This is a genomic window from Haloarcula montana (assembly GCF_035666295.1).
Classification (GTDB): Archaea; Halobacteriota; Halobacteria; order Halobacteriales; family Haloarculaceae; genus Haloarcula; species Haloarcula montana.
On record NZ_CP142027.1, the window covers coordinates 2,167,912 to 2,190,357 of the forward strand.

The 22,446-nt window shown below is 65.7% G+C and carries 27 protein-coding genes and 1 tRNA gene; 17 read left to right on the forward strand and 11 right to left on the reverse strand.

What is annotated here, in order from left to right:
* Positions 1-28: 28 nt before the first annotated feature.
* Positions 29-253, reverse strand: a complete 225-nt coding sequence (locus VJ109_RS11355) for a hypothetical protein (protein ID WP_324756798.1) — start codon at positions 251-253, stop codon at positions 29-31.
* A gap of 182 nt (positions 254-435) precedes the next feature.
* On the opposite strand from VJ109_RS11355, the gene VJ109_RS11360 reads away from it, so the two are divergent.
* From VJ109_RS11360 to VJ109_RS11390, 7 genes are all read left to right on the forward strand, one after another.
* Entirely contained in the window at positions 436-744 is a 309-nt protein-coding gene (locus tag VJ109_RS11360) for a 50S ribosomal protein L37ae (RefSeq protein ID WP_324756799.1), read from the forward strand.
* A 26-nt stretch (positions 745-770) separates the two neighbouring features.
* Positions 771-905, forward strand: a complete 135-nt coding sequence (locus tag VJ109_RS11365) for a DNA-directed RNA polymerase subunit P (protein WP_324756800.1) — start codon at positions 771-773, stop codon at positions 903-905.
* Positions 902-1,177, forward strand: coding sequence for a KEOPS complex subunit Pcc1 (locus VJ109_RS11370; protein ID WP_324756802.1), 276 nt, complete (start codon positions 902-904; stop codon positions 1,175-1,177). Before VJ109_RS11365 ends, VJ109_RS11370 begins: the two co-directional genes overlap by 4 nt.
* Before the next feature lie 82 nt (positions 1,178-1,259).
* On the forward strand, positions 1,260-1,667 hold the full coding sequence (locus VJ109_RS11375) for a DUF7344 domain-containing protein (protein WP_324756803.1): 408 nt from the start codon (positions 1,260-1,262) through the stop codon (positions 1,665-1,667).
* 37 nt (positions 1,668-1,704) lie between these two features.
* The gene (locus tag VJ109_RS11380; RefSeq protein ID WP_324756804.1) at positions 1,705-2,469 is read left to right on the forward strand and encodes an aldo/keto reductase; all 765 of its coding nucleotides are present in this window, start codon (positions 1,705-1,707) and stop codon (positions 2,467-2,469) included.
* A gap of 59 nt (positions 2,470-2,528) precedes the next feature.
* Positions 2,529-2,918 carry a prefoldin subunit beta gene (locus VJ109_RS11385; RefSeq protein WP_276222654.1) on the forward strand — a complete coding sequence of 130 codons (390 nt, stop codon included), beginning with the start codon at positions 2,529-2,531 and terminating at the stop codon, positions 2,916-2,918.
* Between the two features lie 4 nt (positions 2,919-2,922).
* The gene (locus tag VJ109_RS11390) at positions 2,923-3,156 is read left to right on the forward strand and encodes a DUF3194 domain-containing protein (RefSeq protein WP_324756806.1); all 234 of its coding nucleotides are present in this window, start codon (positions 2,923-2,925) and stop codon (positions 3,154-3,156) included.
* On the opposite strand, the gene VJ109_RS11395 is transcribed toward VJ109_RS11390, so the two are convergent.
* Complete coding sequence (locus VJ109_RS11395) at positions 3,153-3,455, reverse strand: DUF8142 family protein (RefSeq protein ID WP_324760343.1); 303 nt, start codon at positions 3,453-3,455, stop codon at positions 3,153-3,155. The genes VJ109_RS11390 and VJ109_RS11395 overlap by 4 nt on opposite strands.
* A gap of 112 nt (positions 3,456-3,567) precedes the next feature.
* On the opposite strand from VJ109_RS11395, the gene VJ109_RS11400 reads away from it, so the two are divergent.
* Together VJ109_RS11400 and VJ109_RS11405 are read left to right on the forward strand one after the other, a co-directional pair.
* The gene (locus VJ109_RS11400) at positions 3,568-4,020 is read left to right on the forward strand and encodes a bifunctional nuclease family protein (RefSeq protein ID WP_324756808.1); all 453 of its coding nucleotides are present in this window, start codon (positions 3,568-3,570) and stop codon (positions 4,018-4,020) included.
* Between the two features lie 45 nt (positions 4,021-4,065).
* Positions 4,066-4,722: an HAD family hydrolase gene (locus VJ109_RS11405; protein WP_324756810.1), complete on the forward strand. Its 657-nt coding sequence runs from the start codon at positions 4,066-4,068 to the stop codon at positions 4,720-4,722.
* 167 nt (positions 4,723-4,889) lie between these two features.
* Here the strand turns inward: VJ109_RS11405 and VJ109_RS11410 are convergent, their stop codons facing one another.
* On the reverse strand, positions 4,890-5,840 hold the full coding sequence (locus tag VJ109_RS11410; protein ID WP_324756812.1) for a polymer-forming cytoskeletal protein: 951 nt from the start codon (positions 5,838-5,840) through the stop codon (positions 4,890-4,892).
* A 335-nt stretch (positions 5,841-6,175) separates the two neighbouring features.
* On the opposite strand from VJ109_RS11410, the gene VJ109_RS11415 reads away from it, so the two are divergent.
* Entirely contained in the window at positions 6,176-6,679 is a 504-nt protein-coding gene (locus VJ109_RS11415) for a hypothetical protein (protein ID WP_324756814.1), read from the forward strand.
* A gap of 264 nt (positions 6,680-6,943) precedes the next feature.
* Here VJ109_RS11415 and VJ109_RS11420 read toward each other — a convergent pair whose 3' ends face one another.
* A complete protein-coding gene (locus tag VJ109_RS11420) occupies positions 6,944-8,488 on the reverse strand; it encodes a (R)-citramalate synthase (protein WP_324756816.1) in 1,545 nt (514 codons plus the stop codon).
* A gap of 143 nt (positions 8,489-8,631) precedes the next feature.
* Positions 8,632-8,976 (reverse strand): DUF192 domain-containing protein, encoded by a 345-nt coding sequence (locus VJ109_RS11425; RefSeq protein ID WP_324756818.1) that lies wholly within the window; start codon positions 8,974-8,976, stop codon positions 8,632-8,634.
* A gap of 110 nt (positions 8,977-9,086) precedes the next feature.
* Between VJ109_RS11425 and VJ109_RS11430 the strand changes: the two genes are divergently transcribed.
* From VJ109_RS11430 to VJ109_RS11450, 5 genes are read left to right on the forward strand one after another with little or no spacing between them, the layout of a single operon-like run.
* The gene (locus VJ109_RS11430) at positions 9,087-10,610 is read left to right on the forward strand and encodes a sensor histidine kinase (protein ID WP_324756819.1); all 1,524 of its coding nucleotides are present in this window, start codon (positions 9,087-9,089) and stop codon (positions 10,608-10,610) included.
* Positions 10,611-10,632: 22 nt separating this feature from the next.
* Complete coding sequence (locus VJ109_RS11435) at positions 10,633-11,319, forward strand: DUF7097 family protein (RefSeq protein WP_324756821.1); 687 nt, start codon at positions 10,633-10,635, stop codon at positions 11,317-11,319.
* A gap of 51 nt (positions 11,320-11,370) precedes the next feature.
* On the forward strand, positions 11,371-12,504 hold the full coding sequence (locus tag VJ109_RS11440) for a sensor histidine kinase (protein WP_324756822.1): 1,134 nt from the start codon (positions 11,371-11,373) through the stop codon (positions 12,502-12,504).
* On the forward strand, positions 12,504-13,073 hold the full coding sequence (locus VJ109_RS11445; RefSeq protein WP_324756823.1) for a GMP synthase subunit A: 570 nt from the start codon (positions 12,504-12,506) through the stop codon (positions 13,071-13,073). The genes VJ109_RS11440 and VJ109_RS11445 overlap by 1 nt, the downstream gene beginning before the upstream one ends.
* A gap of 60 nt (positions 13,074-13,133) precedes the next feature.
* On the forward strand, positions 13,134-14,996 hold the full coding sequence (locus VJ109_RS11450; protein ID WP_324756825.1) for a DUF2070 family protein: 1,863 nt from the start codon (positions 13,134-13,136) through the stop codon (positions 14,994-14,996).
* Between the two features lie 97 nt (positions 14,997-15,093).
* Here VJ109_RS11450 and VJ109_RS11455 read toward each other — a convergent pair whose 3' ends face one another.
* Both VJ109_RS11455 and VJ109_RS11460 read right to left on the reverse strand, forming a co-directional pair.
* Positions 15,094-16,332 carry an RNA-guided endonuclease InsQ/TnpB family protein gene (locus tag VJ109_RS11455; protein WP_324756827.1) on the reverse strand — a complete coding sequence of 413 codons (1,239 nt, stop codon included), beginning with the start codon at positions 16,330-16,332 and terminating at the stop codon, positions 15,094-15,096.
* A 37-nt stretch (positions 16,333-16,369) separates the two neighbouring features.
* Positions 16,370-16,454, reverse strand: a tRNA-Ser gene (locus VJ109_RS11460).
* A 96-nt stretch (positions 16,455-16,550) separates the two neighbouring features.
* On the opposite strand from VJ109_RS11460, the gene VJ109_RS11465 reads away from it, so the two are divergent.
* Positions 16,551-17,498: an AAA family ATPase gene (locus VJ109_RS11465; protein WP_324756829.1), complete on the forward strand. Its 948-nt coding sequence runs from the start codon at positions 16,551-16,553 to the stop codon at positions 17,496-17,498.
* Here the strand turns inward: VJ109_RS11465 and VJ109_RS11470 are convergent.
* From VJ109_RS11470 to VJ109_RS11480, 3 genes are read right to left on the reverse strand one after another with little or no spacing between them, the layout of a single operon-like run.
* Positions 17,495-17,974: a DUF7519 family protein gene (locus VJ109_RS11470; RefSeq protein ID WP_324756831.1), complete on the reverse strand. Its 480-nt coding sequence runs from the start codon at positions 17,972-17,974 to the stop codon at positions 17,495-17,497. The genes VJ109_RS11465 and VJ109_RS11470 overlap by 4 nt on opposite strands.
* Positions 17,971-19,821: a DUF58 domain-containing protein gene (locus VJ109_RS11475; protein WP_324756833.1), complete on the reverse strand. Its 1,851-nt coding sequence runs from the start codon at positions 19,819-19,821 to the stop codon at positions 17,971-17,973. Before VJ109_RS11475 ends, VJ109_RS11470 begins: the two co-directional genes overlap by 4 nt.
* Positions 19,818-20,669, reverse strand: a complete 852-nt coding sequence (locus VJ109_RS11480; protein WP_324756834.1) for a DUF4129 domain-containing protein — start codon at positions 20,667-20,669, stop codon at positions 19,818-19,820. The genes VJ109_RS11475 and VJ109_RS11480 overlap by 4 nt, the downstream gene beginning before the upstream one ends.
* A gap of 88 nt (positions 20,670-20,757) precedes the next feature.
* On the opposite strand from VJ109_RS11480, the gene VJ109_RS11485 reads away from it, so the two are divergent.
* Entirely contained in the window at positions 20,758-21,471 is a 714-nt protein-coding gene (locus VJ109_RS11485; protein WP_324756835.1) for a DICT sensory domain-containing protein, read from the forward strand.
* Positions 21,472-21,629: 158 nt separating this feature from the next.
* Here the strand turns inward: VJ109_RS11485 and VJ109_RS11490 are convergent, their stop codons facing one another.
* Positions 21,630-22,415, reverse strand: a complete 786-nt coding sequence (locus tag VJ109_RS11490; protein ID WP_324756837.1) for an N-acyl homoserine lactonase family protein — start codon at positions 22,413-22,415, stop codon at positions 21,630-21,632.
* Between the last annotated feature and the right edge of the window lie 31 nt (positions 22,416-22,446).

The following is a 22,446-nucleotide window of genomic DNA, read 5'->3' on the forward strand; positions in this document are numbered from 1 at the left end:
GCCCGCCGACCGACGAGGGTGACGCTCGTCAGACGAACTCGGCGAGCAGGAGGAGGACGCTCGGCGTAGCCAGCAACACCAATCCACCCAGGATCAGCAGCGCCGGCACGACCAAGAGCCCGGCATCGGTAAACAGCCACATTCCTAGCCCGGCGATCAGGACGACGAGCCCCACGAGACGGAGGACCCAGGTGACGATGCCCTCGAATCCCGAGTCCGCGACGATGTCGACGACTTCGAGTGCTTCGTCCATACAGTTCGAGGTTTCTCGGCACGCGCGCTTAGAAGCTGTGGCCGTTTTTATATTGTCTGACGTTAATTGAGGGGTATTAAAATCGAATAAATACTATCTCTCTCATGTGCTACTTCAGGCTCCTGTGTCCCTGTGAGTCTATACCGAACGGAACCAGCCGCGAACTCGCTCTCGAAGGGCTTATGTGGACGCTCGGCGGACAGCAGAACACTATGGCCAGCAAAAAGGGACGTACCGGAAGCGCCGGCCGGTTCGGTGCTCGCTACGGTCGTGTCTCACGCCGCCGCGTCGCCGAGATCGAATCGGAGATGAACGAAGACCACACCTGCCCGAACTGCGGTGAGGACCGTGTCGACCGGCAGGGGACCGGTATCTGGCAGTGCAGCTACTGTGACTACACGTTCACCGGCGGGAGCTACAAGCCCGAGACGCCCGGTGGCAAGACCGTCCGCCGCTCGATCCGTGCCGCGCTGGGAGAAGACGAGGAGTAAAGAGTCTCCATCGACACACACAACGTATGAGCTACAAGTGTTCTCGCTGTAAGCGCGACGTGACGCTCGACGAGTACGGCGGCGTCCGCTGTCCGTACTGTGGGCACCGGGTGCTGCTCAAGGAGCGCGCGCCAGACGTCAAAGAAATCAACGTCGAGTGAGCGGTCCACACACCACTGTTCTCTCCGTTCCGTTCGACTCAGCCGAACGTGCTCGCCGGATCGAACGCAGCGTCCGTCCCGAGATCGGTGCGATCGACGGTGACAGGACGACCGCGACGCTCGTGCGCGAGGGAGACACCGTCGAGATCACGGTGACTGCCGACGACCTCGTCGCGCTGCGAGCCGGTTGTAACACCTGGCTGACGCTGGTGGGGACCGCTGAGCGGGCCGATACCGGTGCAGGAACGGTCCAGAGCACCCGAGAAGGATAGTCGGTCGGGAGACAGTGTCGGAAGCCTCGTCTAGGTAGCTAGATAGTCAGTTGATACCCGGGGCGCTCAATCGTATCGGTATATGTCCAACCGGAGTACCGACGGTCCAGCGGGTGAGCAGTGGCAGGGAATGACGCCACAGGACCGTGGGTTCACGACGCCGATCGTCGACGACGTCTTCGATGTCCTCGCGGACTGGCGACGGCGCGCAGTCTGCCGATACCTCTCGACGGCCGACCAACACGCTATCGATGTCCGCTCTCTCGCTGTCGCCGTCAGCAACCGTGGACAGTCGAGTTCAGTCCCCCCGACCGACGCAACCGTCGACGCCGTCGAGACCGAACTGATCGAGATACACCTCCCGAAACTCCACGACTTCGGCGTACTGGATTTCGACGAGCGCAGCGAAACGGTCCGGTACTGGGGAGCGCCCACCGTCGAGAAGTGGGCGGAACACGCCGATGCCGTCACCGACCACCAGGAGTTCTGACCGACAACCCCTTTGGATCGCCGGCCGACCGTCGCGTATGCATCTTCCGCCTGTCGGCCTCGGGACGATGGGGATCTCCGACGCATCGACGGTCGCGACCGCGATCGAGGTCGGGTACCGCCACCTCGATACCGCACAGATCTACGAGAACGAAGGTGTCGTCGGCGACGGGATCGCCGCGGCGTCCGTCGACCGGTCGGAACTGCTCGTCGCGACGAAACTGTGGATCGACCGTTTGGCCGGCGACGACGTCCGGCGGGGAACCGAAGCGAGTCTCGATCGGCTCGGGCTGGACGCGGTCGATCTGCTGTACGTCCACCGCCCTCGCGGCGACTACGAGCCGGGCGGGACGCTCCCGGCACTCGATGCGGTCCGGGAGGACGGACTGGCGACCCACGTCGGCCTCTCGAACTTCGAGCCCGAGCAACTGGCGACCGCTCGCGAGCACCTCGACGCACCGATCGCGGCCCACCAGGTCGAGTTCCATCCGTTCTTCTCCCGTCGGGAGTTGCTCGCGGACGCACAGACTCACGGCTATCCGTTGGTCGCGTACTCGCCGCTGGCGGGCGGGGCTGTCTTCGACGATCCGACGATCACTGATATCGCGACGACCCACGACACCACACCCGCCGCCGTCAGCATCGCCTGGGTGCTCGCTCACGACAACGTCGTCACGATTCCGAAAGCGTCCTCCCGCGAGCACCTGCGGGCCAATCGCGAAGCTGCCGAGTTGGACCTGGACGAGAGCGAAATCGAGCGGATCGACGCGATCGACCGCGAGCAGGAACTCTATCCCGAGTAGGGGCCTGCCGCTCAGGGTGAAAGCGTGGGTTTAACAGTGCGGACCTCGACCGTCGGAGTATGCAAGGAAATCTCCCGCCAGAAGCACAGGAGAAGCTCGAGGAACTGCAGGACCTGCAGGAGACTGCACAGCAGGTCGCCGCACAGAAACAGCAGGCCGAGACAGACCTCCAGGAGTCCCAGACTGCCCTGGACGAACTCGACGACGTCGAGGACGACACCGTGATGTACCGCGAGGTCGGCGAACTGCTGGTCCAGACGGATCTCGACGAAGCGCACGACGACCTCGAAGAGAAGGTCAGCAACCTCGAAGTCCGTGTCGAGACTCTCGAAAAACAGGAAAGTCGCGTCCAAGAGCAGTTCGAGGAACTCCAGAGCGAACTCCAGCAGATGCTCGGTGGCGGCCCCGGCGGCGGCCCGGCAGGCGGTCCCGGCGCAGGCGGCGCATAAGGCGATGCCGACAGACGACGAAGTCGTCGATACGGCCGCCAACGCGGCCGAAAACGTCGTCTTCTCCCGGTTCGATGTCGGCGAGATCGAGGACATCGACGTAACCGTCACGTTCGAGGACGGCGTTCTCGACGTGGACGTCTACGTCAACGCGCCGGATGCCAGCGCCGACGAGCGGCAGGTCGCCGACGACGCCGCGCTCGCCGCACGCGGGGCCGTCGACGACCTGTTCGACTAGTTCTGTGGCCGTTCCTGTCCGGTCCGTTCGCTCGCGAACCCGGTCCGGAAGGCGATCCAGGCCAACACGCTGACAAACAGGATCGGGGGGAGGATCATGAACCCCCACAGCGGATCGAGCCCCCAGCCGAGCAACAACACGAGGTCGAACAGCCCCAGGAAGAGAAACGGGGCGACGTACTTGGCCGCGCGCAGGCGGTCGACACCCACGTCCGCCTCCTCCTCGTCGTCTTCGAGGAGATCGGCGGTCGTCCGGGCACGGTTTTCGGCCCCCATCCCGCGTTCGGCGGCGTCGTCCATGTGGACCGCTTGGGAGTGGACGGCCAAAAGTACCGTGTTCGCCGCCTGTGCGACGATAGCGACAGTCGGTAGCAGGGTATACATTTTCATAGCTCCGTCTACAACCCCGAGTATGGAACACGAGGCCACGGTCGAGGGCGTCGGTGTCGGCGTCGACGACGAGGGGACGGGGACGCCGGTCGTCCTCCTCCGTGCGCGTGGAGAGATCGTCCCGATCTTCGTCAGCTCCGACCAGGCGCAGTCGATGCAGTTAGCGATCGACGGCGAGCCGTTCGAACGGCCGCTCACGCACGATCTCCTCGTCGAGATGGTCGCGGAGTTCGGTGGTGCGATCGATCGGGTTCGTATCGACGATCTGGCCGACGGCACCTTCTACGCGAAGATCGACGCCGAGCAGTACACGGAGGACCGCCGCCGGGATCTGGTGTTCGACGCACGTCCCTCCGATAGCATCGCGATCGCGTTGCGCGTCGATTGCCCGATCGTCGTCTCCGACGAGGTCGTCGACCAGGCGGGCCGCTCTCCCGAGGAGTTCGAACGGGAAGACGACGATCTCGGGTTCTGACCGAGAGCGAAACGCTTCTGCCCGCTGGCCTCCCAGCGGTTGTCGATGAGCTACGAGTCGGTCGTCTTCGACAACGACGGCGTCCTGTTGACCCTGACGAGTATGCGGACCCACCAGGCGGGTACCCGGCACGCGTTCAGACGGGTCGGCGTCGTCGATCCCCGGCCCGACCATCTGGAAGCGATGCGTATCGGCGTCACACCGGACCGACTCGACGCGGTCTGTCGCCACTACGGGCTGGACCCCGAGCGGTTCTGGACGGCTCGGGACCGGGCAATCTCCGAGGCTCAGCGGGCGGCGATCCGGGCGGGAGAGAAACGTCCCTACGGCGACGTCAGAGTCCTCGATCGACTCGACGGGCCACTGGGCGTGGTCTCCTCGAACCAGCAGGCGACCGTCGATTTCGCGTTCGACCACTTCGGACTGGATCGACACTTCGGGACTGTCCGGGGCCGCCCGCCGACCGTCGAGAGCCTCCAGCGGAAGAAACCCAGCCCCTACTACATCGAACAGGCACTGGCGGACCTCGGTGTGACTGACGCGCTGTACGTCGGCGACAGCGAATCGGACATCGAGGCGGCCCGGCGGGCGGGCATCGATTCGGCGTTCGTCCGCCGGCCACACACCGTCGACACCGACCTCTCGGTGACGCCGACCTACGAGGTTGACGGGCTGGACGCCGTCGTCGACATCGCCGAGTAACATTCGGGGAACTCCCGCTTGGCAGTCTTGAACGACCCCCAGCACAGTCAGACCCGGTTATCGTACGGGAACTGCCGGCCCGATTTTGTTCACACGGCCCGATCCAGAAGTTTCGTCGGCAACGATGCCACTACAGTATCTCATCCGATCGAAACCCAAAGCGGGTCTCACCACTTGTTCGGATCTTTCGGCGTGTACGAACCACAGTCCTGCCCGCCGATCGTGGCGTTCGTACAGTCGAAATCGGCGGGATCGATATAGACATCGCCCTGGATCTCCGAGTCCTGAACCTTCACGATGCCGTCCGCGGTCACGGACCCCTCTACGACGCTGTCACCGAGAACTTTGCTATCTTTCGTGTTGCTCTCTACGTCGCCCTGGACGGTGCTCCCGTCGGTCACCTCTGCGACTTTCTCCGCCTCGACGGATCGCTCGACCGTCGCGTTCCCGAGCTTTACGTCCGCAGTTCGGGACGTTGCACTCCCGGTGATTCTGCCGTCCTGTAGATTCAGGACGGCTTCGACGGTCACGTCCCCGTAGACTTCCGCGTTATCACCGTCTAACTCTTTCAGGTCGCTCACCACGTCTCCGATCACGACGCCGCCGTTCCGGATCTTGACCTGTCCGTCGGTTTCGATGTCACAGTTCACCACCTCGTTGTCTATCGTGATCTCGTCAGTGCCGCCGTTGGTCTCGGCATCGACCCAGCCGCAGTTCTCGTCCGGTTCGGGGAGGGTGTCCTCGACGGACACTGTCGTGAGAACGTACGATTCGTCGTTGTCACCGTACCACACGATCTGGATCTCCTCTGCGGTCGGATAGACGAGCAGCGAATCGCCGCTCGATAGCGTCTCCCCAGCGGCCGCCTCGGAGTCCGCGACACCCTGGAATTCGAGTCTATCACCGTCCAGCGTCTCCCCGCTTCGGTGACGGAGTTCGTGCTGAGCGCTCTCCGTTTGCTCTCCTCCTAGGACGACGGTGGGTCGGGGATCAGTCTCGTCGGTCAGACTGAAAAACATGCCAGCTCCGACGGTCGAAAGTACCAGGACAATGGCGACGAGCAACACGGTTCCGACGACCGGAGAGATGGCTCGGTCCCCATTATCGCTAAAATTCACAGTAGCGATAATGGCTCCGCACATAAAATCGGTTCGCATATTCCTCTTAACAGCCCTTTTTGACCCGTAGAAACGCTTCGCTCGGATTCCCGACGACGGTTCGATAACAAAAACTGATACCTGGGACACTGCGGACGACAGCCACGCCCCAGTTATCATACAGTACTGCTGTCGTCCTCACTCCGACGCGGGGCGATCCGGACCTGCCGGTCCGGAGCAGTTACCCCTCGCGAACATATCCCGTTGGGCCGGCCAATCCAAAAGCGATCAGCGCCCGAGCGACCGCGGGGGTCCGGGGCCATAAGATACTCACCCCCCTGCTCCCCAGAGCCGGTGTGAACAGACCACTACTCGCGGTCGGACTCGTGGTACTAGTCGGGTTGGCCGGCTGTTCGACACTGTCGGGGGCTGGCCAACCTGCAACCGACGGCGGAGTCGAGCTTGAGGACAACAGGACGGGAGCCACGGGTGTCACGCAGTCGATCGCTATCGAGGTCACCGACGCGAGAGCGGGGGAGGAACTGACTGAAATCGGTGCCACGTACCCACGGGATCGGTTCGTCGTGGACAGCGCACAACACGAGGCGGTCGCCGTCGGCGTCGACACGGACGGTGACGGCGAGATCGAGGAGGCGTTCGACGAATCCCACGTCAGCGGCGTCAACAACAACGCCTTCTCGTTCGATATCACGCTCGACACCGGGTACACACTCCAGTCCGGGGACACCGTGATGATCGAGTACCCCACCGTCTCGAATCCGACGGAGCCCGGCGAGTACACCGTCGAAACGCGCCTGAACGGCCAGCAGGCCGGGAACGCGACCGTCTCGATCGAGTGACACGGGAACTGTCGCTCGAACCCACATCGGTGCGTGTCATCGTCGATGCATGTCACTCGGATTTTCTCGACCACGATCGTCCCGATTCACTGTCACTCTGACAGGACTTCGAAGCCCCCCGAGTAGGGGGAGTAACCGGTCCCGAGATCGACCTGCCAGAACCGTTCTACGCCAGCCCGACAAACGCGCGGCCGTCCCGACCCAGTCGTTGGCGACGGGTGCCGCTCTGTCGTCGACGACACGGAGAACAGTCGTCTGTTCGACTCAGTCGTCGGCGACGAGCCGTTCGCTGTCGTCGGCGACCAGTCGGTCCATCGCGTCGACCATCGCCCGGACCGACGCACGGGTGATGTCGGAGTCGCTCGCCGAGACTCGGACGTGGTCGTCGCCGCGGGACATCTCGATCTCGACGGTGACGACGGCGTCGGTCCCGCCGGTAATCGCGTCGACGTGGTAGTCCTCCAGGGTCGCGTCGGCGGCGTGAGAGAGTGCGGTTTCGGCGGCGTTCATCGCGGCGTCGACCGGCCCCGAGCCCACGGAGGCCTCCTTTCGCTCCTCGCCGTCGACCGAGAGCCGGACGCTCGCGGTCGGCGTGTCCGATCCGGAGACGGCCGTCAGGCCGAGTAGTTCGACCCGGCGGTCCTGCTCCTGACCGGTCACGTCGTCGGCGATAGTCAGCAGGTCGGCGTCGGTGACCCGCTTGCCGCGGTCGCCGATCTCCTTGACGCGGGCGACGATCTCGTCGAGTTGTTCGTCGGTCACCTCGACGTCGTGCTCGTCCAGCGCAGCCTCGACGCCGGCCCGGCCGGCGTGTTTACCCAGCGCGAGGCGGCGCTCCCGACCCACCTTCTCCGGCGGGTACGGCTCGTACATCGCGTCGTCTTTGAGCGTGCCGTCGGTGTGGATGCCGCTCTCGTGGGTGAAGGCGTTCTGCCCGACGACGGCCTTGTTCGGGGCCAGCGGGATGCCGGTCCGGTTGGCGATGAGGTCGGCGAGGTCGTACACCTCTGTCAGGTCCATCGTCTCGACGCCGTAGCCGTGATCGAGTGCGATCGCGACCTCCTCCAGGGCGACGTTGCCGGCCCGCTCGCCGATGCCGTTGATCGTCCCGTGGACCAGATCGGCACCGGCGGCTACGGAGACAAGCGCGTTCATCACGGCGAGTCCGAGGTCGTCGTGGGTGTGGGTGCTGACCGGTCCCAGGTCGGCGAGCCGGGAGACACATTCGAGTGCCCGGTCCGGCGTGGCGTGCCCGACGGTGTCGGCCCAGCAGATGCGGTCGGCACCGGCATCCAGCGCGGCCCCCAACAACTCTTCGAGGTAGTCTAACTCCGCCCGGGAGCCGTCCTCACCGATGACCTCGACCCAGAGGCCGTGGTCGGTGGCGTATTCGACTAACTCCATCGTCGCGGCGACGTTCTCCTCGCGGGAGGTGCCGACCTTCCGCTCGACGTGTTTGTCGCTCGCCGGGACGACGAGGTTGATACCGTCGACGTCACACTCCAGCGCGAGGTCGATGTCGTTTTTGATGCCACGGCAGAAGCTGGTTACCGTCGCGTCGAGGTCGAGCTCGGCGACTCGCGAGATCGTCTCGCGTTCGCCGGGGCCGGTACAGGCGCTGCCGGCCTCGACGACGTCGATGCGTGCGTCGTCGAGCTTGCGCGCGATTCGGGCCTTGTCGTCGGGCGTCAGCGAGACGCCGGGGGCCTGCTCGCCGTCGCGCAGGGTCGTATCCAGGAACTGTACCTCACCGACATCTGTGAGGGCACGCGTCGCTGGGTGCCCTCCGAACAATGGGTTCTGACTCACAGAAAATCCACTTCCATCACACAGCGGGACGAATTTCTCGGCCAGCCGCCTTGCGGCGACTTCCTCTATCCTCCGTCGGGTATTCCGACATAGTGGTGACTACTCTAACCTTCATGGTCTAAAAGGTGGCGGATGCGCCGTGCTCACTCGACGACGATCGTATCCCCCTCGCTGACGCCCTCAGCCGCCCCTGCTGGCAGTTCGAGGACCGTATCCGCGTTCGCCCAGCCGACCGATCGCCAGGGGTGCATCGTCTTTTTCGCCTGGACCGCCCCGTCGGCCAGCCAGATCACGTCGAGCGGGAACGCCACGAACAGCATGTGGATGAACCGGCGACCGGGTCCGTCGAACGGAAAGACCAGGGCGTAGTCGTCGGGAATCGACCGCCGGAACATCAACCCCCGGGACTGCTCGAAGGCCGATTCGGCCCGGTCGACCTCCGTCGCGAGCGTGCGGGCAGCACCCTCGGGGTCGTGGACGACGCGCATGTTCCCGACCCAGGACCGAGTGGGTGTTAGCTGTTGTGGCTGCCGGGCACGTTCCTATCTGGTGGGAACCCGTTACGGGATTCATACCCTGGAAAGCATGAACTCGGGATATGAATCGAGGTGTCGAGTGGGTTCGGATAGCGATGGCTCGGTTGCTCGCCCGTCCCACGGAGCGGCAGTGGCGGATCGGCGGGACGCTGGTGTTGCTGGTGCCCGCGCTCGTCGTCGGGTCCGCGACCGTGCTCAGGCTCGGCGGTCGATCGACGCCGGCCGAGGGACAGGTTGTCGCGGGGGCGGCCCTGGTTTGTATCGTCGCCCCGTTGGTCGTGGGCGCCCGCTGGCTCCTTGCGAGTGATCTTGGCAGCGGCGCGGTCCGACGACTCGTCGCGTGGTCGCTGGCCGGGTCGCTCCCGATCACGACGCTTGCCCTCGTCGTCGTCGCGTACCAGCGTGCATACGACATCGCCTTAGCCGACCCGTATCTCGTCACTGCCTGGGTGGCCGGGACCGGCGCGGTCGGCGGCCTGTTGACCGGTGTCTACGATGTTCGCCGGGAACGCGAGCGACGACGGAGCGAACGATCACGGAATCGGCTCAAAGCTATCTTCGAGACCTCTCCCGTAGCACTCGTCGCGATCGACGACGACAGGACGGTCCGCTCGTGGTCCAGTGGAGCCGAGCGGTTGTTCGGCTGGACTGCGACAGAGATCTGTGACCAGCAGTACCCGCTCGTTCCGGCCGATCGGACCGACGAGTTCCAGCGCCACAAGGCCTGGGTCGACGCCGGGAACGTCATCGAGGGCGTAGCGACGAAACGACAGCGCAAGGACGGTTCGCTGATCGACGTGAACGTCTGGTCGGCACCGATCACCGACGCCGCCGACGATTCCGTCTCCGGACATATGATCGCGCTCGCGGACGTTACCGACAGGCGCCAGCGCGAGCAACAACTGGCTGTCCTCGAACGGGTCCTCCGTCACGACATCCGCAACACGGTCAACGTCATCGAAGGGAATAGCACGGTCCTCACGGAGGAACTCGACGGGGAACTGGGGACAGCAGCCAGACGTATCGTCGACCGTGCACAGCAACTCGGACGCCTCAGCGAGAAGGCTCGCGAGGTCACCGAAGTCCTGCGGTCCTCGTCGGCCGACCGGACTATCGATGCTGTCTCGGTGTTGGTCCGGGAACGACGACGGATCGCAGCGGAGTATCCTGACTGTCCGTTCGTCGTCGACACCCCCGAAGTCGCGTCGGTCGCCGGTGACGAGCGACTCGGGATCGCTATCCGCGAAGCCCTCGAAAACGCCGTCGAACACGGATACTATGGGACACCGGAGGGAACCGACCCGGAGGTCCGTCTGGGGGTTACTATCGAGACGGAGCACGTCGTTGTCGACATCGAGGACACGGGGCCGGGAATCCCCGAACGGGAGCGACGACCACTGAGCGACGAAACCGAGACAGCACTCCAGCACGGAAGCGGGATCGGTCTGTGGTCGATCTACTGGCTGGTCAGGAGCCTCGGCGGGGAGGTAACGATCGGTGACCGCGACCCACAGGGGACGGTCGTGACGATGCGACTGCCGCGAGCGGGAACCCAGCGACCGCCACAACCCGGACAGATTGAATAGCGTCCGAGCCACAGACGGCGGCATGGAGAAGGCACCGGGCGGGACGAGCGTCGGCGTCGACAACCCCTACGACCACGCCGACCGCTGTGATTTCGTCACCGACGAGGGGAAGTGTCGGTGGGCGCGCGAGCACGGCCACCACGACCCCGAGTTCGCCGACGCCCGGAGCGCCGACGAGTTCCGGTGTCCGGCCGCCGTGGCGCCGGACGGCGACACCCGCGAGACGCGTGGTGTCTCGGAACAGTCGGGCGGGGAGCGACCTGCCCCGCGAGACGAGGCCGAGTGGGAGTGGGCCGACTGCCCCCACTTCCGGTGCCGACAACACGACCGTGAGTGTGTCCGCTGTGGGTTGACGGAGCGGCGGATGGCCCACTCCGACGAGCGGCCGCTGCTGGAGGAACACCACCTCTCCTACAGCGAGGACCGCGACGAGCGGACCTCGGATCAACCAAGCGGTGAGCAACGCGAACCGCGAGGCCGCGATTCCTCGGGGGACACCCTCGATCACGAGATCACCGTCTATCTCTGCCGGTGGTGTCACGCGAAGGTCCACCAGTCGTGGGCACGGATCGACGACGATGCCGGGCCGGACCCGGAGGCCCTGGCCGAGCGTGAGGGGCGGCGCTCGAAAGAGCAGTCGGAACTGGGCTTCGAGTCGGCGGCGGAGCGGTATCACGACGACGAGGACGCGGGGGATTATCAGAACTGATACTCTAGTGGCGCGGATCTAAATACCCCCCCGTAATACGCCAAGACATTCGTGAAGACCCCGACAGTGTCGAAAGGGACACTCGGGACGGGCTATCTGGTCGCCATCGGCGTGACGCTGACGCTCGCACTCGCCTGTCACGCGGCGTCCGTCCTCGACGCGGGACCCTCGGGTCTCCTGGTTGTCGCGACCGGGCTGGTCCCCGCGTTGTCGCTGGCGGCGGCGAACTACTGGCTCCCCCGGAGCGGCCTGGAGGGCGACCAGATCTGGACTGTCGCCGAATGGGGTGGGCTCGGAATCGCACTTCTCACGCTCGTAACCCTCGGAACTCTCGTCGTCGGTGTCCCTTCGACGTCGTTGGTTTCGGCGTTGCTCGCAAGCAGTATCGCGATGGGCGGATTCGTCGGGATTCTCGTGGGCGCGCTGCTCGAACTCCGTCGGGCGCGGCGGCGACTCCGTCAGAGCAACGCGGTCCTCAACCGCGTGCTCAGACACGACATGCGCAACGATTTCAACGTCGTGCTGGGTCACCTGAGTGTCCTCGAAGCCGAGACGACCGGCGACGCAGCCGACAGGGTCGATCGGATGTCGACGACCGTCGACCGGATGATCTCGACCACCGAGAAGGCACGCCAGATCGACGCGGCCGTCGCCGCCGACCGTACCGCCCAGACACCGACGGATATCGTTCCCGTTATCGAGGACCGTCTCGCGGCGTTGGAACAGTCACGGCCCGACGTGACCGTCGAGGTGACACTCCCGGAGAGTGCCGTCGTGTACGTCGACTGGCAGTTCGAGACGGTCGTGGACAACCTCCTGGAGAACGCCGTGGTCCACGCCGAGGGTGATCCGTGGGTCGGCATCACCGCTGAACGGGTCGGGAACCGTCTCCGTGTCCACGTCCAGGACAACTGTCCACCCATCGAGGACCGGGAGTTGACGGCGTTTACCGCGACTGACGAGACACCGCTCAATCACGCAAGCGGCGTTGGGCTGTGGCTGGTCACCTGGGTGATCGAGAGCTACGAGGGATCGGTCTGGGTCGATCGAGTCGCGGACGGCAACGTCGTCACGCTGGAACTGCGGGCCACGACGACCCTCCGTAGACTCGCCCGCAGGGTCCGGAACCGGCTGTGGGACCAGTTCCAAGACATATATGTGCCCGCACGGCGTCGTGGCCAGTAATGACCAGTATCGCAGTCATCGACAACCACGGCCAGTTCACCCACTTGGAGCAGCGTGCGCTCCGGGACATGGGTGTCGACGTGGAACTCGTCGACAACACGACGCCACCGGCGGAGATCGACGCCGACGGGATCGTTCTCTCGGGCGGCCCGGACATGGACGATATCGGCAACTGCCCCGACTACCTCGACCTCGACGTTCCGGTTCTGGGGATCTGTCTCGGGATGCAACTGATCGCGGCGGAACTGGGCGGTCGCGTCGGCAGCGGCGAGTACGGTGGCTACGCGGACGTTACGGTCGAAGTTCTGGACGAGGACGACCCGCTGATCGGCTCGCTGTACCCCGAGACGCGCGTCTGGGCCAGCCACGCCGACGAGGTCAAGGAAGTCCCCGACGGGTTCGAGCGGACCGCCACCTCCGACGTCTGTGGCGTCGAAGCCATGAGCGATACGGACGCCGATATCTACGGCGTCCAGTGGCACCCCGAGGTCGCACACACTGAAGAGGGCGAAGCGGTCTTCGAGAACTTCTTGGCCGTCTGTGATCGCAACGCGGCCCCACGCCAGTAACTGTCACTGTGCAGTCGCGAGTGGATAGCTTTAGTACGGTCGACGGAGTGTGATATATAAATGACGGCGACACAGGGCAACCTGGCGAGTCTCTCCCGGTTCATCTTCCGGGCGCCGAACTGGTACTCCAGTCTCGTCTTCGCGCTGTGTATCGCCGCGATAACCGGCGTCGCCGCCTTCGATTCCCGGTTCGTCCTCGACGACGCCTGGCAGGGCGTGTTCTTCATCGGTATTCCGACTGTCGTGGCGGGGGCGGTGACCCCGTGGGTCGACAAGCAACTCGGCGGCCAGTTGACGCCTAACCATGCGTCACTGTTGGCGCTGCTCTGTGAGGTCATCACGATCGCTATCCTCACCGTCGCCGGCGTCGTCGTCCTGCTGGTCCCACAGCTGGGCCAGAACTTCGTCTTCGACGCGCTGATCGTTGCGCTGGCCTCGATCTTCGCCTTCCGTATCCTGATCATGATGGCGATCTCCCGGCACTCGCTGCTCCGGGCGATCGTTCCGGCCAGTGTCCAGACGGTGACGGCGGCGGTCCTGTTGGCGATCTACAGCGGGACGACCGCCTTCATCCTCGAAGACCCGATGCTCCAGGAACTGCTTGCCCGCGCCGAGCAGGCGCCCCCGGAAATCCAGGGGTTCATCCCGGCCGACTTCGTCGTACTCGCGGTTATCTGTGCCATCTACGGGCTGGCGGTCTGGCTGTTCCTGGTCGCGATCGACCAGCCCTGGCGCCGGTCGCTGGGCGTCTCGGCGCTGGATTTCCTGCGGGGGTTCGTCGGCCATATCGCCGAAGGGACTCGGGAACTGGAGGAGTTCTTCGAGGAGATCGGCGAGGAAGCGATCGTCCCCGTGACGGTGCTGTCGGTCAGACGCCTCGACGGCGAGGAGAAGGCTCGATTCGTCCTCCCGATGATCCACCCCGGACCGATGGGCGAGATCGGCGGCGGGAACCTCCCAAAGCGGGTGGCTGCCGACGCAGAAGGGCTGGCCTTCCCGCCACACGCGACCGCCGGCCACGACTTCAACCTCGTCACCGAACGGGAGGTCGATACGATCCTCTCGACCGCCCAGGACGCCTACGACGGGATCGAGTACGACACCGAGGCGACGGTCGGCCGGCGGATCACCGAGGGGGAGGCGACCCTGATCGGGCAGTCCTTCGGCGACGACGCCCTCATCGTCACCACGTACGCGCCCGGCTGTGCCGACGACGTCGACTACGCCGTCGGCCTCTCGGCGATGTCCGAAGCCCGGACCGGCGGGATCGACGACGTCCTGCTGGTCGACGCACACAACTGTAACGACGGCCTGGAGGGCGAGGACCTGGGTCACGTCGTTCCCGGGAGCCAGCGATCGTTCGACATGATCTACGGAGCCGGCCGGTTGGGCGATATCCTGGGTGACAGCCAGCGGGGTGACCTCCGGTGTGGCGTCGCCTGGGACGAGACCCCCTGGGCGCCCGAAGACGGGATCGGCCCGCTGGGGATTCGCGTCTGTGTCTTCGAGGTCGCCGACCACCGGACGGCCTACGTCCTCGTCGACGGCAACAACATGGAACCGGGACTCCGGGACACTGTCATCGACACCATCGAGGGGGTCGACGCGGTCGAAGTGATGACCAGCGACACCCACATCGTCAACACCGTCGAGGCCGAAAACCAGGTCGGGCAGGCCATCCCCGACGCCGAACTGTCGGCCCTGATCGCCGACCTCGTCGACCGTGCCGTCGCGGACCTGGAACCGGTTGAGGCCGGGATGGCCAGCGAACGGGCCGAGGTCACGGTCTTCGGTAACGACCGTACCGAGACACTCGCCTCGACGGCCAACGCGATGGTCTCGCTGGGCGGGGCGCTGGCGGCCGCGTTCATCCTCGCCGTGATGGCGGTTAGTATCCTCGTGTTCGTCGTCGCCGGGCTCTGAGCCACGGAACAGTCCTGCGTAGCCTCCCGTCCGACTGCTAATTGGACTGCTGGCGGGCCGAGTACGAAAACGCCGAGGAGGAGATATCGACTGTCCGCTACGCGTCTGCGGACTTGTCCACGAACTCGGCCTCGAACCCGCTCGGGTAGGCGATAAACTCGCCCGTCGGCGTCACTGTTCCGGACTTGAGGGCGCATCGACTGGCACCCGTCCCCCGAGACGACTGATGATCCCGACGGACGTGTCTCAGTGCGATATTCTTCGCAGCGTTGTAGTCGGCGTTCGACGACGACCCACACCGCTGGCACACGAACTGTGCCCGTGTGGGTCGGTTCGTGGCAGCAACGTGGGTACAATCGGCACACTCCAACGACGTGTTTTCCGGATCGACAGAGACGACACGGATTCCCGCTTCTGTCGCGCGATAGGTCACGAAGGTTCGTAGCTGTTCGAACGCCCACCGGTGAAAGAACCCCACCGCACCGACTCGGTCGCGTATCCCTCCGAGCTTTTCGAAGGCGATGACCGTACAATCGTACCGTCGCGCTTCTGCGAGAATCCCGTTTGCGACTCTGTGGAGAACGTCTCTCGCGTATCGGCGCTCCCGACCAGCCACGCGGTTGAGGGTTCGTCGTGCGTTTCGGGTCCCACGTTGCTGTAATCGCTTACGGATCCGTTCGAACTCCCGCCGCCGGTGACGGAGCTCGCTCCCCGAAAAGAACGCTGCCGTACTCGTTACTGCGAGGTTTTCCACTCCGAAGTCAACACCGAGGACCGCTCCGTCCCCGGCTGCTGGCTCGGGTTCCGGTACTGGTCGGGAAAATCCGATGTGGAGAAATAGGTCTCCATCGCGAACCGTGAGAGAACTCTCTGCAAGCGTCCACTCGTCACTGTGCAGGAACTGCTGTTGATACCCGTCCTCTTCTTCCGGGAGCGCCAGCGGACACCGAACGCGTGATTCGACAGTCGTTAGTGAGACGGTTCCATCTTCGAACACCGTCATCGTACGTGAATCGTACCGGATCGTCGGTGCGGTAAACGACGGGGCTGAAGCCACTTCCGGAGGCTGTTGTTCGACACAACTCCGCATCGCTTCCGCCGCGTGGTGTGTCGCGAGAACCGCATGTTGGCTCTTCAGTGCTGTTCGCTCCCGGGTGGTATCGTACGCCCGTGATTGCACCGATCGTGAACGCAGATCTGACCGGCCCCACGACGATTCAACCGCGAGGTTACACCCACGCTTCCACTCGGAAATCGTCTCTTCGAGGAGTTCTCTCTCGGCGTCATCTGCTACCAACCGGGTTATCGCGGTCCGGTACACGCTGTCGCTCTCCACACCTGTTGGTGGGGAGAGAATAGTATTTAAATTTGAGCGCCGAGGGGGCGATTTGAACGCCCGAGTCCGTGAGGACAGTTGCTCTCGAAGCAACCGCCTTGGCCAGGCTAGGCTACCTCGGCTCACCCGAGTATTCCGGAGGTTTCATTTTAGGGGTTTCGATTCGGTCGCCATCGTGTTCTCGACACACATTTACCGTCCGCGTGACAGGGTCGACCATGGACGTCACTGACGCCAGTGAGCTGTCGAGCCGACTCCTGGACGAGGTCGGGAGCGCAGTCATCGCCGACCGCGGATTCTTCGAGACGGTCCTCCTCGGTGTTGTCTCGAAGGGCCACGTCCTCCTGGAAGACGTGCCAGGGACCGGCAAGACGCTGACCGCCCGTAGCATGGCCACGGCCCTCGGCCTGTCCTTCTCCCGCGTACAGTTCACCCCCGACCTCCTGCCGGCCGACATCACCGGTACGCACGTGTTCAACGAGCAGACACGGGAGTTCGAGTTCACTCGCGGCCCGATCTTCGCCAACGTCGTCCTGGCCGACGAGATCAACCGTGCGCCGCCCAAGACCCAGTCGGCGATGCTCGAAGCGATGGAGGAGGGCCAGGTCACCGTCGACGGCGACACCTACGACCTCCCACAGCCCTTCTTCGTCATGGCGACACAGAACCCGGTCGACATGGAGGGGACCTTCGAACTCCCCGAGGCCCAGGTCGACCGGTTCCTGGCCAAGACCGCCATCGGCTATCCCGATAGCGAGGGGGAGGTCGAACTCCTCCGTCGACGGGCCGGCCGCGACACGCAGAGTCCGACGGTCGAATCCGTCTTGGACCCCCAGCAGGTCGAGGAACTGCGTACCGTCCCCGAGACGGTCCAGGTCGACGACGACCTGCTCACCTACATGGCCGACATCGCTCGCGCGACCCGCGAGGACTACCGCGTCGAGGTCGGCGTCTCCCCGCGTGGGACCCAACGGCTCTTCGAGGCCGCCCGTGCGATGGCGGCGATGGCCGGCCGCGAGTTCGTCGCGCCGGACGACATCAAGCGAGTCGCCCAGCCCGTCCTCGCTCACCGGCTCGTGTTGACGCCTGACGCCCGCGTCGAGAACGTCGACAAGGCCACCATCGTCGAGAACGTGCTCGGCGAAGTCCCGGTTCCGACGGTCTAACCGCTCAACCCCGCGACTGCCAGTACCGCCCCGACCAGCAACAGCCCGGTCGTCACGGGACCGACAGACGGGACTGTCAGGACGAGCCCGGAGAGCGACAGCGCGCCGACGGTCAGTGCAGCGAGAAGCGTCCCGCCGGCGATCCGGACGAGCTCCGCGTTGTGCGTGATCGCGTCCTCGGTCATCGATTCCGCGAGATCGACGGCGTACTGCCCGAAGTCCCAGGCTAGCACCGCTGCCGCCACGGCCACTACCAGGACGATCGCCCCGGTTGCGGTGACGCCCGCGACGACGACGCCCCCACATTGCAGGATCGCCCCGAGGGTGACGAGGCGCCGCCGGGCGTCGAGGACACCGGCGGCCAGCACGAGCGCTCCGAGCAACGCCGGCACACCGCCGGCTGTCGTCGCGAGGACGGCCGTGGCGACGAGTGCGGCCAGCAGCGAGGCGACCCCGACCAGCCGTGGCTGTCTCATCGCGCCCACTCCTGTGCCCGCTCGAAGGCCGCCGCCAGGGGCTCGTCGTGGTGCCAGTCGACGACCGGAATCCCCTCCCGTCGCAGGTCGCTGATCCGGAACAGCCGGTCGGCTGCCGCGATGGTCCCGTCGGCCGTCGGGGCGACCCCGGGGTCCGGGCTGACGACGGTGACGGCGTGGCCGTACGCCGCGAGATACCGCAGCATCTGGCGGATATCGTCGTCGACCAGCGGCGAACAACAGACGAGTTGTGCGTCGGCGGGCAGTTCCCGCCGGAGCCAGCGCAGCGTCGGCCCGGGGTAGAACTCGCCGTCCGGCGCGGACGGCCGGAAGACGGGGTCCGACGCCAGTGTCGTCTCCAGGCGGTTCGTGTGCGTCGGGCCGCCGCTGGGGCCGATGAACAGCCGGTCCGGCGCGAGCGCGGCCAGCCCGACCCGATCCTCCGCGTCGAGCCGTGACTCGACGACAGTTCGGGCCGCGATCACCGACCGGTCGATCGTCGTATCGAGGGCCGGAGCTGCGGGTGCGTCGTAGGCGCTCGGCCGGGCGTCGACGAGGACGACGACGGTCGCGGACTGTTCCTCGCGAAACTCCAGGGTCGATAGCTCCCGGGTGCTGGCGTACCGGTTCCAGTCGATGCGTGAGAGCGGATCTCCCGACCGGTACTCGCGGGTCGCGTAGAACGCGATCCCGTCCCCGCCCTGGTCAGCGTCGATTCGCCCGCGGTGGCGGCTCGTCTGTGACCGGACCGGCGCGTCGGCCGCCACCGCGGGCAGCGAGACAGACAGGGTGGTGACACCGGTGACGGCAGCGTCGGTGGTCGTGGCCGTCGCACCGACCGCGTCGGTCGCGACGACGGTCGGCGCCGTGAACTCGTGGTCGCCCCTGGTCGCCCGCAGGGTGTACTCGACGGTCGCGGTCGTTTCCGGCCGGAGTGCCGTCGCCAGTTGTGGGGTGCCGTCGGTGACCGCGAGCGTCTCCGGGACCCCGTCGGCGATCCGACAGTCCGTCAGGGTCCGGTCGCCGTCGTTGCGGACCGTCAGCGTCACGGTCACCTCGTCGCCGTGTGTCGGCTCGGTCTCGGAGAGGGCACGGTCGACCGTGACGACCGGCTCCGGCGTCGTCGTCCCGGCCCGGACCGCCAGGGCCACCACGGCGACGGCGCCGGCCAGTACGAGTGCGGGCCGCTCCCCGATGATACCGATCCCGAGGAGCGCGAGTGGGACGGTGTAGAACCCCGCCCAGCGCCCGGTCTCGACCGTTCCGGTTGTCGGTGTCGGAGCCCGCCGTCCGGGCACGTCGTCGACTGCATCGATACCGAGGATCGCCCGGAGCTGTGCAGCCACTCGATCGATCCGGTACCGGTAGCGGCTCCGGCCAGTGACACGTCCCGCGATCCGGTCGCGAGACTGTCTCGCTCGCCCGACAGTCGCTGTAAACAACGCTGCGGCGCTCGGGTCGTCCGTCCAGGTGCCGTCGCTGATAGCAGCTTCGGCTCGCTCCTCGTCCCGCTCGTGGTTCCGGACGAGCGCCCGTCGAAGCAACGCCCGCAGGTCGTCGGCGATCCGGTAGTCCCGGGTCAACCTCGACGCCACACCGGCCCCGTCGGCGGCCGTCTCGGGTGGTGACACGTCGCGCCCGGCCCGGTCGGGGAGTTCTGGACACCGTTGTGGTGTCCCGTACCGCTGATATCCCGCGTAGATAGCGATGCCGGCCGCGAGCAGGCCGACGAAGACGACGAAGCCCGGTTCGACGGTCACTCCGCCGGTGCCGCTCGCTGCGGTCCCGAAGCCGGCGAGCAGCAGACAGACGCCAACCGCGAGCGAGAGCCGACGAAGGAGTGTCACGACGACCCTCCGTAGGTCCGCTCGATGTTCCGCAGTGCCGTCTCCGCGCGTTCTTCGCGGCGCTCGGTCGCCGGCGAGTCGCTGTACCGGACCGTCTCGAACAGCTCCGTCAGCGTCGCCACGTCGTCGGCAGCCAAGCCGGCGTCGACGGCCGCCTCGGCGAACTCATGGGGGGTACAGCTCGCCTCGTCCTCGACGTCGAGAATCCCGGTCATCTCGTCCCAGGCCCGGTAGACGGCGTTGTCGAGTTGTTCGTCGGCAGCCAGCCGGTCGGCTGCCCGCCCCGCTGCGTCGGCTACGTCCGTCGCGGTCTCGGTCTCCGCCCTTTCGTCTTCCGGCTCGGTATCGTCCTCGGTCCGGACCCAGCTCTCGGTCCCGGTCACACGCCGGAGCAACACGCCGGCGAGGACGACGAGCGCGACTGCGCCCACCAGACCGAGCAGCCAGGGTGACCCGGATGCCTGTGTTGGGCCGGAGGTCGCCTCGGTGATTACCTCCTCGGATTGGGCCGGGAGGCCACCCCCTGCGGTCTGGGGGTTGAACCCAACGACGAGAGCCGCGACGAGCAACACGACCGAGGTCAGCGCCGCTAGCACCAGATCGTCGGCGCCGTACTGCCGAATCCCGTACACGAGAACGACCAGCAGGATCGCGACGGTGATCGCCAACAGGATCGGCCCGGCTTCCGGCGTCTCGCTGCCGGCGGCGCCCGCGCCGAGATCGTGGTTTCCGTCGGTGCCGCCACTCTCGGTGCCATCCCTTGCCGGCGCGTCGAGCGCGGACGCGCCGACGACCAACGCCAGGAGGACCAGTCCAGTGACGAGTGCGGTTGACAGACGGCGTGACACGACAGGCGGTTGCAGTGCGTCTCGTGTTAAGATTGCGCACTCGCATGGGGCAACACATAACACGATCGGTCACTTCCGTCTACGGGAGATGTCGCTCTCGGAACTCATCGCGGGCGTCGAGGACCACGAGCGGACGCTGACGGTCTTCAACGCCGAGGCGTCGGTCGTCGCCGACCTCCGCGAGCAGTTCGCCGACCGGAACGTCCACGTTCGGGCCGAGCGGACCGAGAGCGGGCGGCCAGGGGAGTTCGTCACGCTCAGCGACGACGGCGAGATCGTGACCGCGACGGGGTTGGCGTCGTTCCGTGACTCGATCGCTGGTCCCGATATATCGCTCTCTGAAGCGCCGTATCGCCCGATTCTCGACAACCTCGACGAGACGATGTTCACCTCCTGGTCGATCTCGCAACTGGTCGCGGCCTCCCGTGAGATCGAGGACCGGGCCGCTCGCGTCGGCGGTGGGACGCTGCACGCCGGCTTCCAGACGGTCTCGACGCTCAAAGGCGAACTCGATCTCTACGAACACCTCGGCGAACGGGGTGTTGAGGTCCACGCCTACGCTGTCCCGGACGAGGAAGCGCCGTCACACAGCGAGTTCACGCTTCACGCCGACCGCGGTTCGGAGATCGCAGAGTCGTGGTTCGTCGTCTTCGACGGGAACGGTGACGACGAACAGAAGTGTGCGCTGCTGGCCGAGGAACGCGACCCGCGGGCCTTCTACGGGTTCTGGACGTACGACCCGACGACGGTCGACTACATTATCGAGCATTTGGAGTCGACGTACTGGCTCGTCGAGCAGTAGCGAGAGCCCGAACAGAGAGGGACCTCCGGTCCCTCAAGCAGTCGGGCGGATGCAGCCCGACGACGGAGTGAGGGGTCTCGGACAGCGAACGGTGACGTGAGGAGCCGTGAGCAGTAGCGAGGGGCGTGAACACCGTGCAGAACCCCCATCGCGACCGCTCAGGCCAGCGACTCGAACACCGACAGATCGTGACCCAGGAGTACGTCGGCACCGGTCTCGCGTTGGATGTTCCGACACCGCTCTAGACTCTCCTTCCAGGCGGCGTTGCTCCAGAGGAGGCTCGTCGCCATCGACTGGCCGGCGTAGTTGGCCTCGACGTAGGCCTCGTCGCCGACGATCAACAGCGGCGTCCCCGGGCGGTCGATCAGCGCGCCCATGAGCCCGGGGGTGTGACCAGGGAGGTGGAGCAGTTCGACGCCGTCGGCGAGGTGGTAGCTGTCGCCGTGGACGATCTGCCAGTTCAGGTCGTGGTCGAAGTCCCGCTGGAGGTAGGCGATCGACCCCTCGTCGGTGGTGGCACTGAAGTACGCGAAGGGGAGTTCCTCGCGGTGGACGTAGACCGGCACGTCGGTTCCGGCGAACTCCGCGAGGCCGCCGGCGTGGTCCAGATGGAGGTGGCTCATCACGACGGCGTCGATGTCTGCCAGCTCGTAGCCGGCCCCGCCGAGGTCGTCGGCGAGGTGGTGTTCGTCGGCGTCGACGTGGGCGAACGCCTCGTACAGCGGCTCGGGCCAGTAGCCGTCGCCGGCCTCGGGGTGGGAGCCGGTGTCCCAGAGGATCGTCAACTCCGGAGTCTCGATCACGAGGTTCCAGACGACGTAGGTCTCGTACTCGTGGCTCGGGTCGCGGTTCGAGGCGGTCGCGACGCTGGCGCCGTCGACGACGAAGTTCCGGTCTGCCTGTACGCGCCCGCGGTCGAGAAACGTGACTTCGATGTCGTCCATATCTGGTGTACGCGATCCGACAAGATAAGGG

Excerpts from the sequence above, each read along its gene's own strand:
- VJ109_RS11405 (WP_324756810.1), top strand. The coding sequence starts at position 4,066 with ATGAGCTACGAGTCGGTCGTCTTCGACAACGACGGCGTCCTGTTGACC.
- VJ109_RS11400 (WP_324756808.1), top strand. The coding sequence starts at position 3,568 with ATGGAACACGAGGCCACGGTCGAGGGCGTCGGTGTCGGCGTCGACGAC.
- VJ109_RS11355 (WP_324756798.1), bottom strand. The coding sequence starts at position 253 with ATGGACGAAGCACTCGAAGTCGTCGACATCGTCGCGGACTCGGGATTC.
- VJ109_RS11425 (WP_324756818.1), bottom strand. The coding sequence starts at position 8,976 with ATGCGCGTCGTCCACGACCCCGAGGGTGCTGCCCGCACGCTCGCGACG.
- VJ109_RS11470 (WP_324756831.1), bottom strand. The coding sequence starts at position 17,974 with ATGAGACAGCCACGGCTGGTCGGGGTCGCCTCGCTGCTGGCCGCACTC.
- VJ109_RS11365 (WP_324756800.1), top strand. The coding sequence starts at position 771 with ATGAGCTACAAGTGTTCTCGCTGTAAGCGCGACGTGACGCTCGACGAG.
- VJ109_RS11450 (WP_324756825.1), top strand. The coding sequence starts at position 13,134 with ATGACGGCGACACAGGGCAACCTGGCGAGTCTCTCCCGGTTCATCTTC.
- VJ109_RS11390 (WP_324756806.1), top strand. The coding sequence starts at position 2,923 with ATGCCGACAGACGACGAAGTCGTCGATACGGCCGCCAACGCGGCCGAA.
- VJ109_RS11395 (WP_324760343.1), bottom strand. The coding sequence starts at position 3,455 with ATGGACGACGCCGCCGAACGCGGGATGGGGGCCGAAAACCGTGCCCGG.
- VJ109_RS11445 (WP_324756823.1), top strand. The coding sequence starts at position 12,504 with ATGACCAGTATCGCAGTCATCGACAACCACGGCCAGTTCACCCACTTG.
- VJ109_RS11385 (WP_276222654.1), top strand. The coding sequence starts at position 2,529 with ATGCAAGGAAATCTCCCGCCAGAAGCACAGGAGAAGCTCGAGGAACTG.
- VJ109_RS11485 (WP_324756835.1), top strand. The coding sequence starts at position 20,758 with ATGTCGCTCTCGGAACTCATCGCGGGCGTCGAGGACCACGAGCGGACG.
- VJ109_RS11435 (WP_324756821.1), top strand. The coding sequence starts at position 10,633 with ATGGAGAAGGCACCGGGCGGGACGAGCGTCGGCGTCGACAACCCCTAC.
- VJ109_RS11490 (WP_324756837.1), bottom strand. The coding sequence starts at position 22,415 with ATGGACGACATCGAAGTCACGTTTCTCGACCGCGGGCGCGTACAGGCA.
- VJ109_RS11375 (WP_324756803.1), top strand. The coding sequence starts at position 1,260 with ATGTCCAACCGGAGTACCGACGGTCCAGCGGGTGAGCAGTGGCAGGGA.
- VJ109_RS11465 (WP_324756829.1), top strand. The coding sequence starts at position 16,551 with ATGGACGTCACTGACGCCAGTGAGCTGTCGAGCCGACTCCTGGACGAG.
- VJ109_RS11360 (WP_324756799.1), top strand. The coding sequence starts at position 436 with ATGTGGACGCTCGGCGGACAGCAGAACACTATGGCCAGCAAAAAGGGA.
- VJ109_RS11380 (WP_324756804.1), top strand. The coding sequence starts at position 1,705 with ATGCATCTTCCGCCTGTCGGCCTCGGGACGATGGGGATCTCCGACGCA.
- VJ109_RS11430 (WP_324756819.1), top strand. The coding sequence starts at position 9,087 with ATGAATCGAGGTGTCGAGTGGGTTCGGATAGCGATGGCTCGGTTGCTC.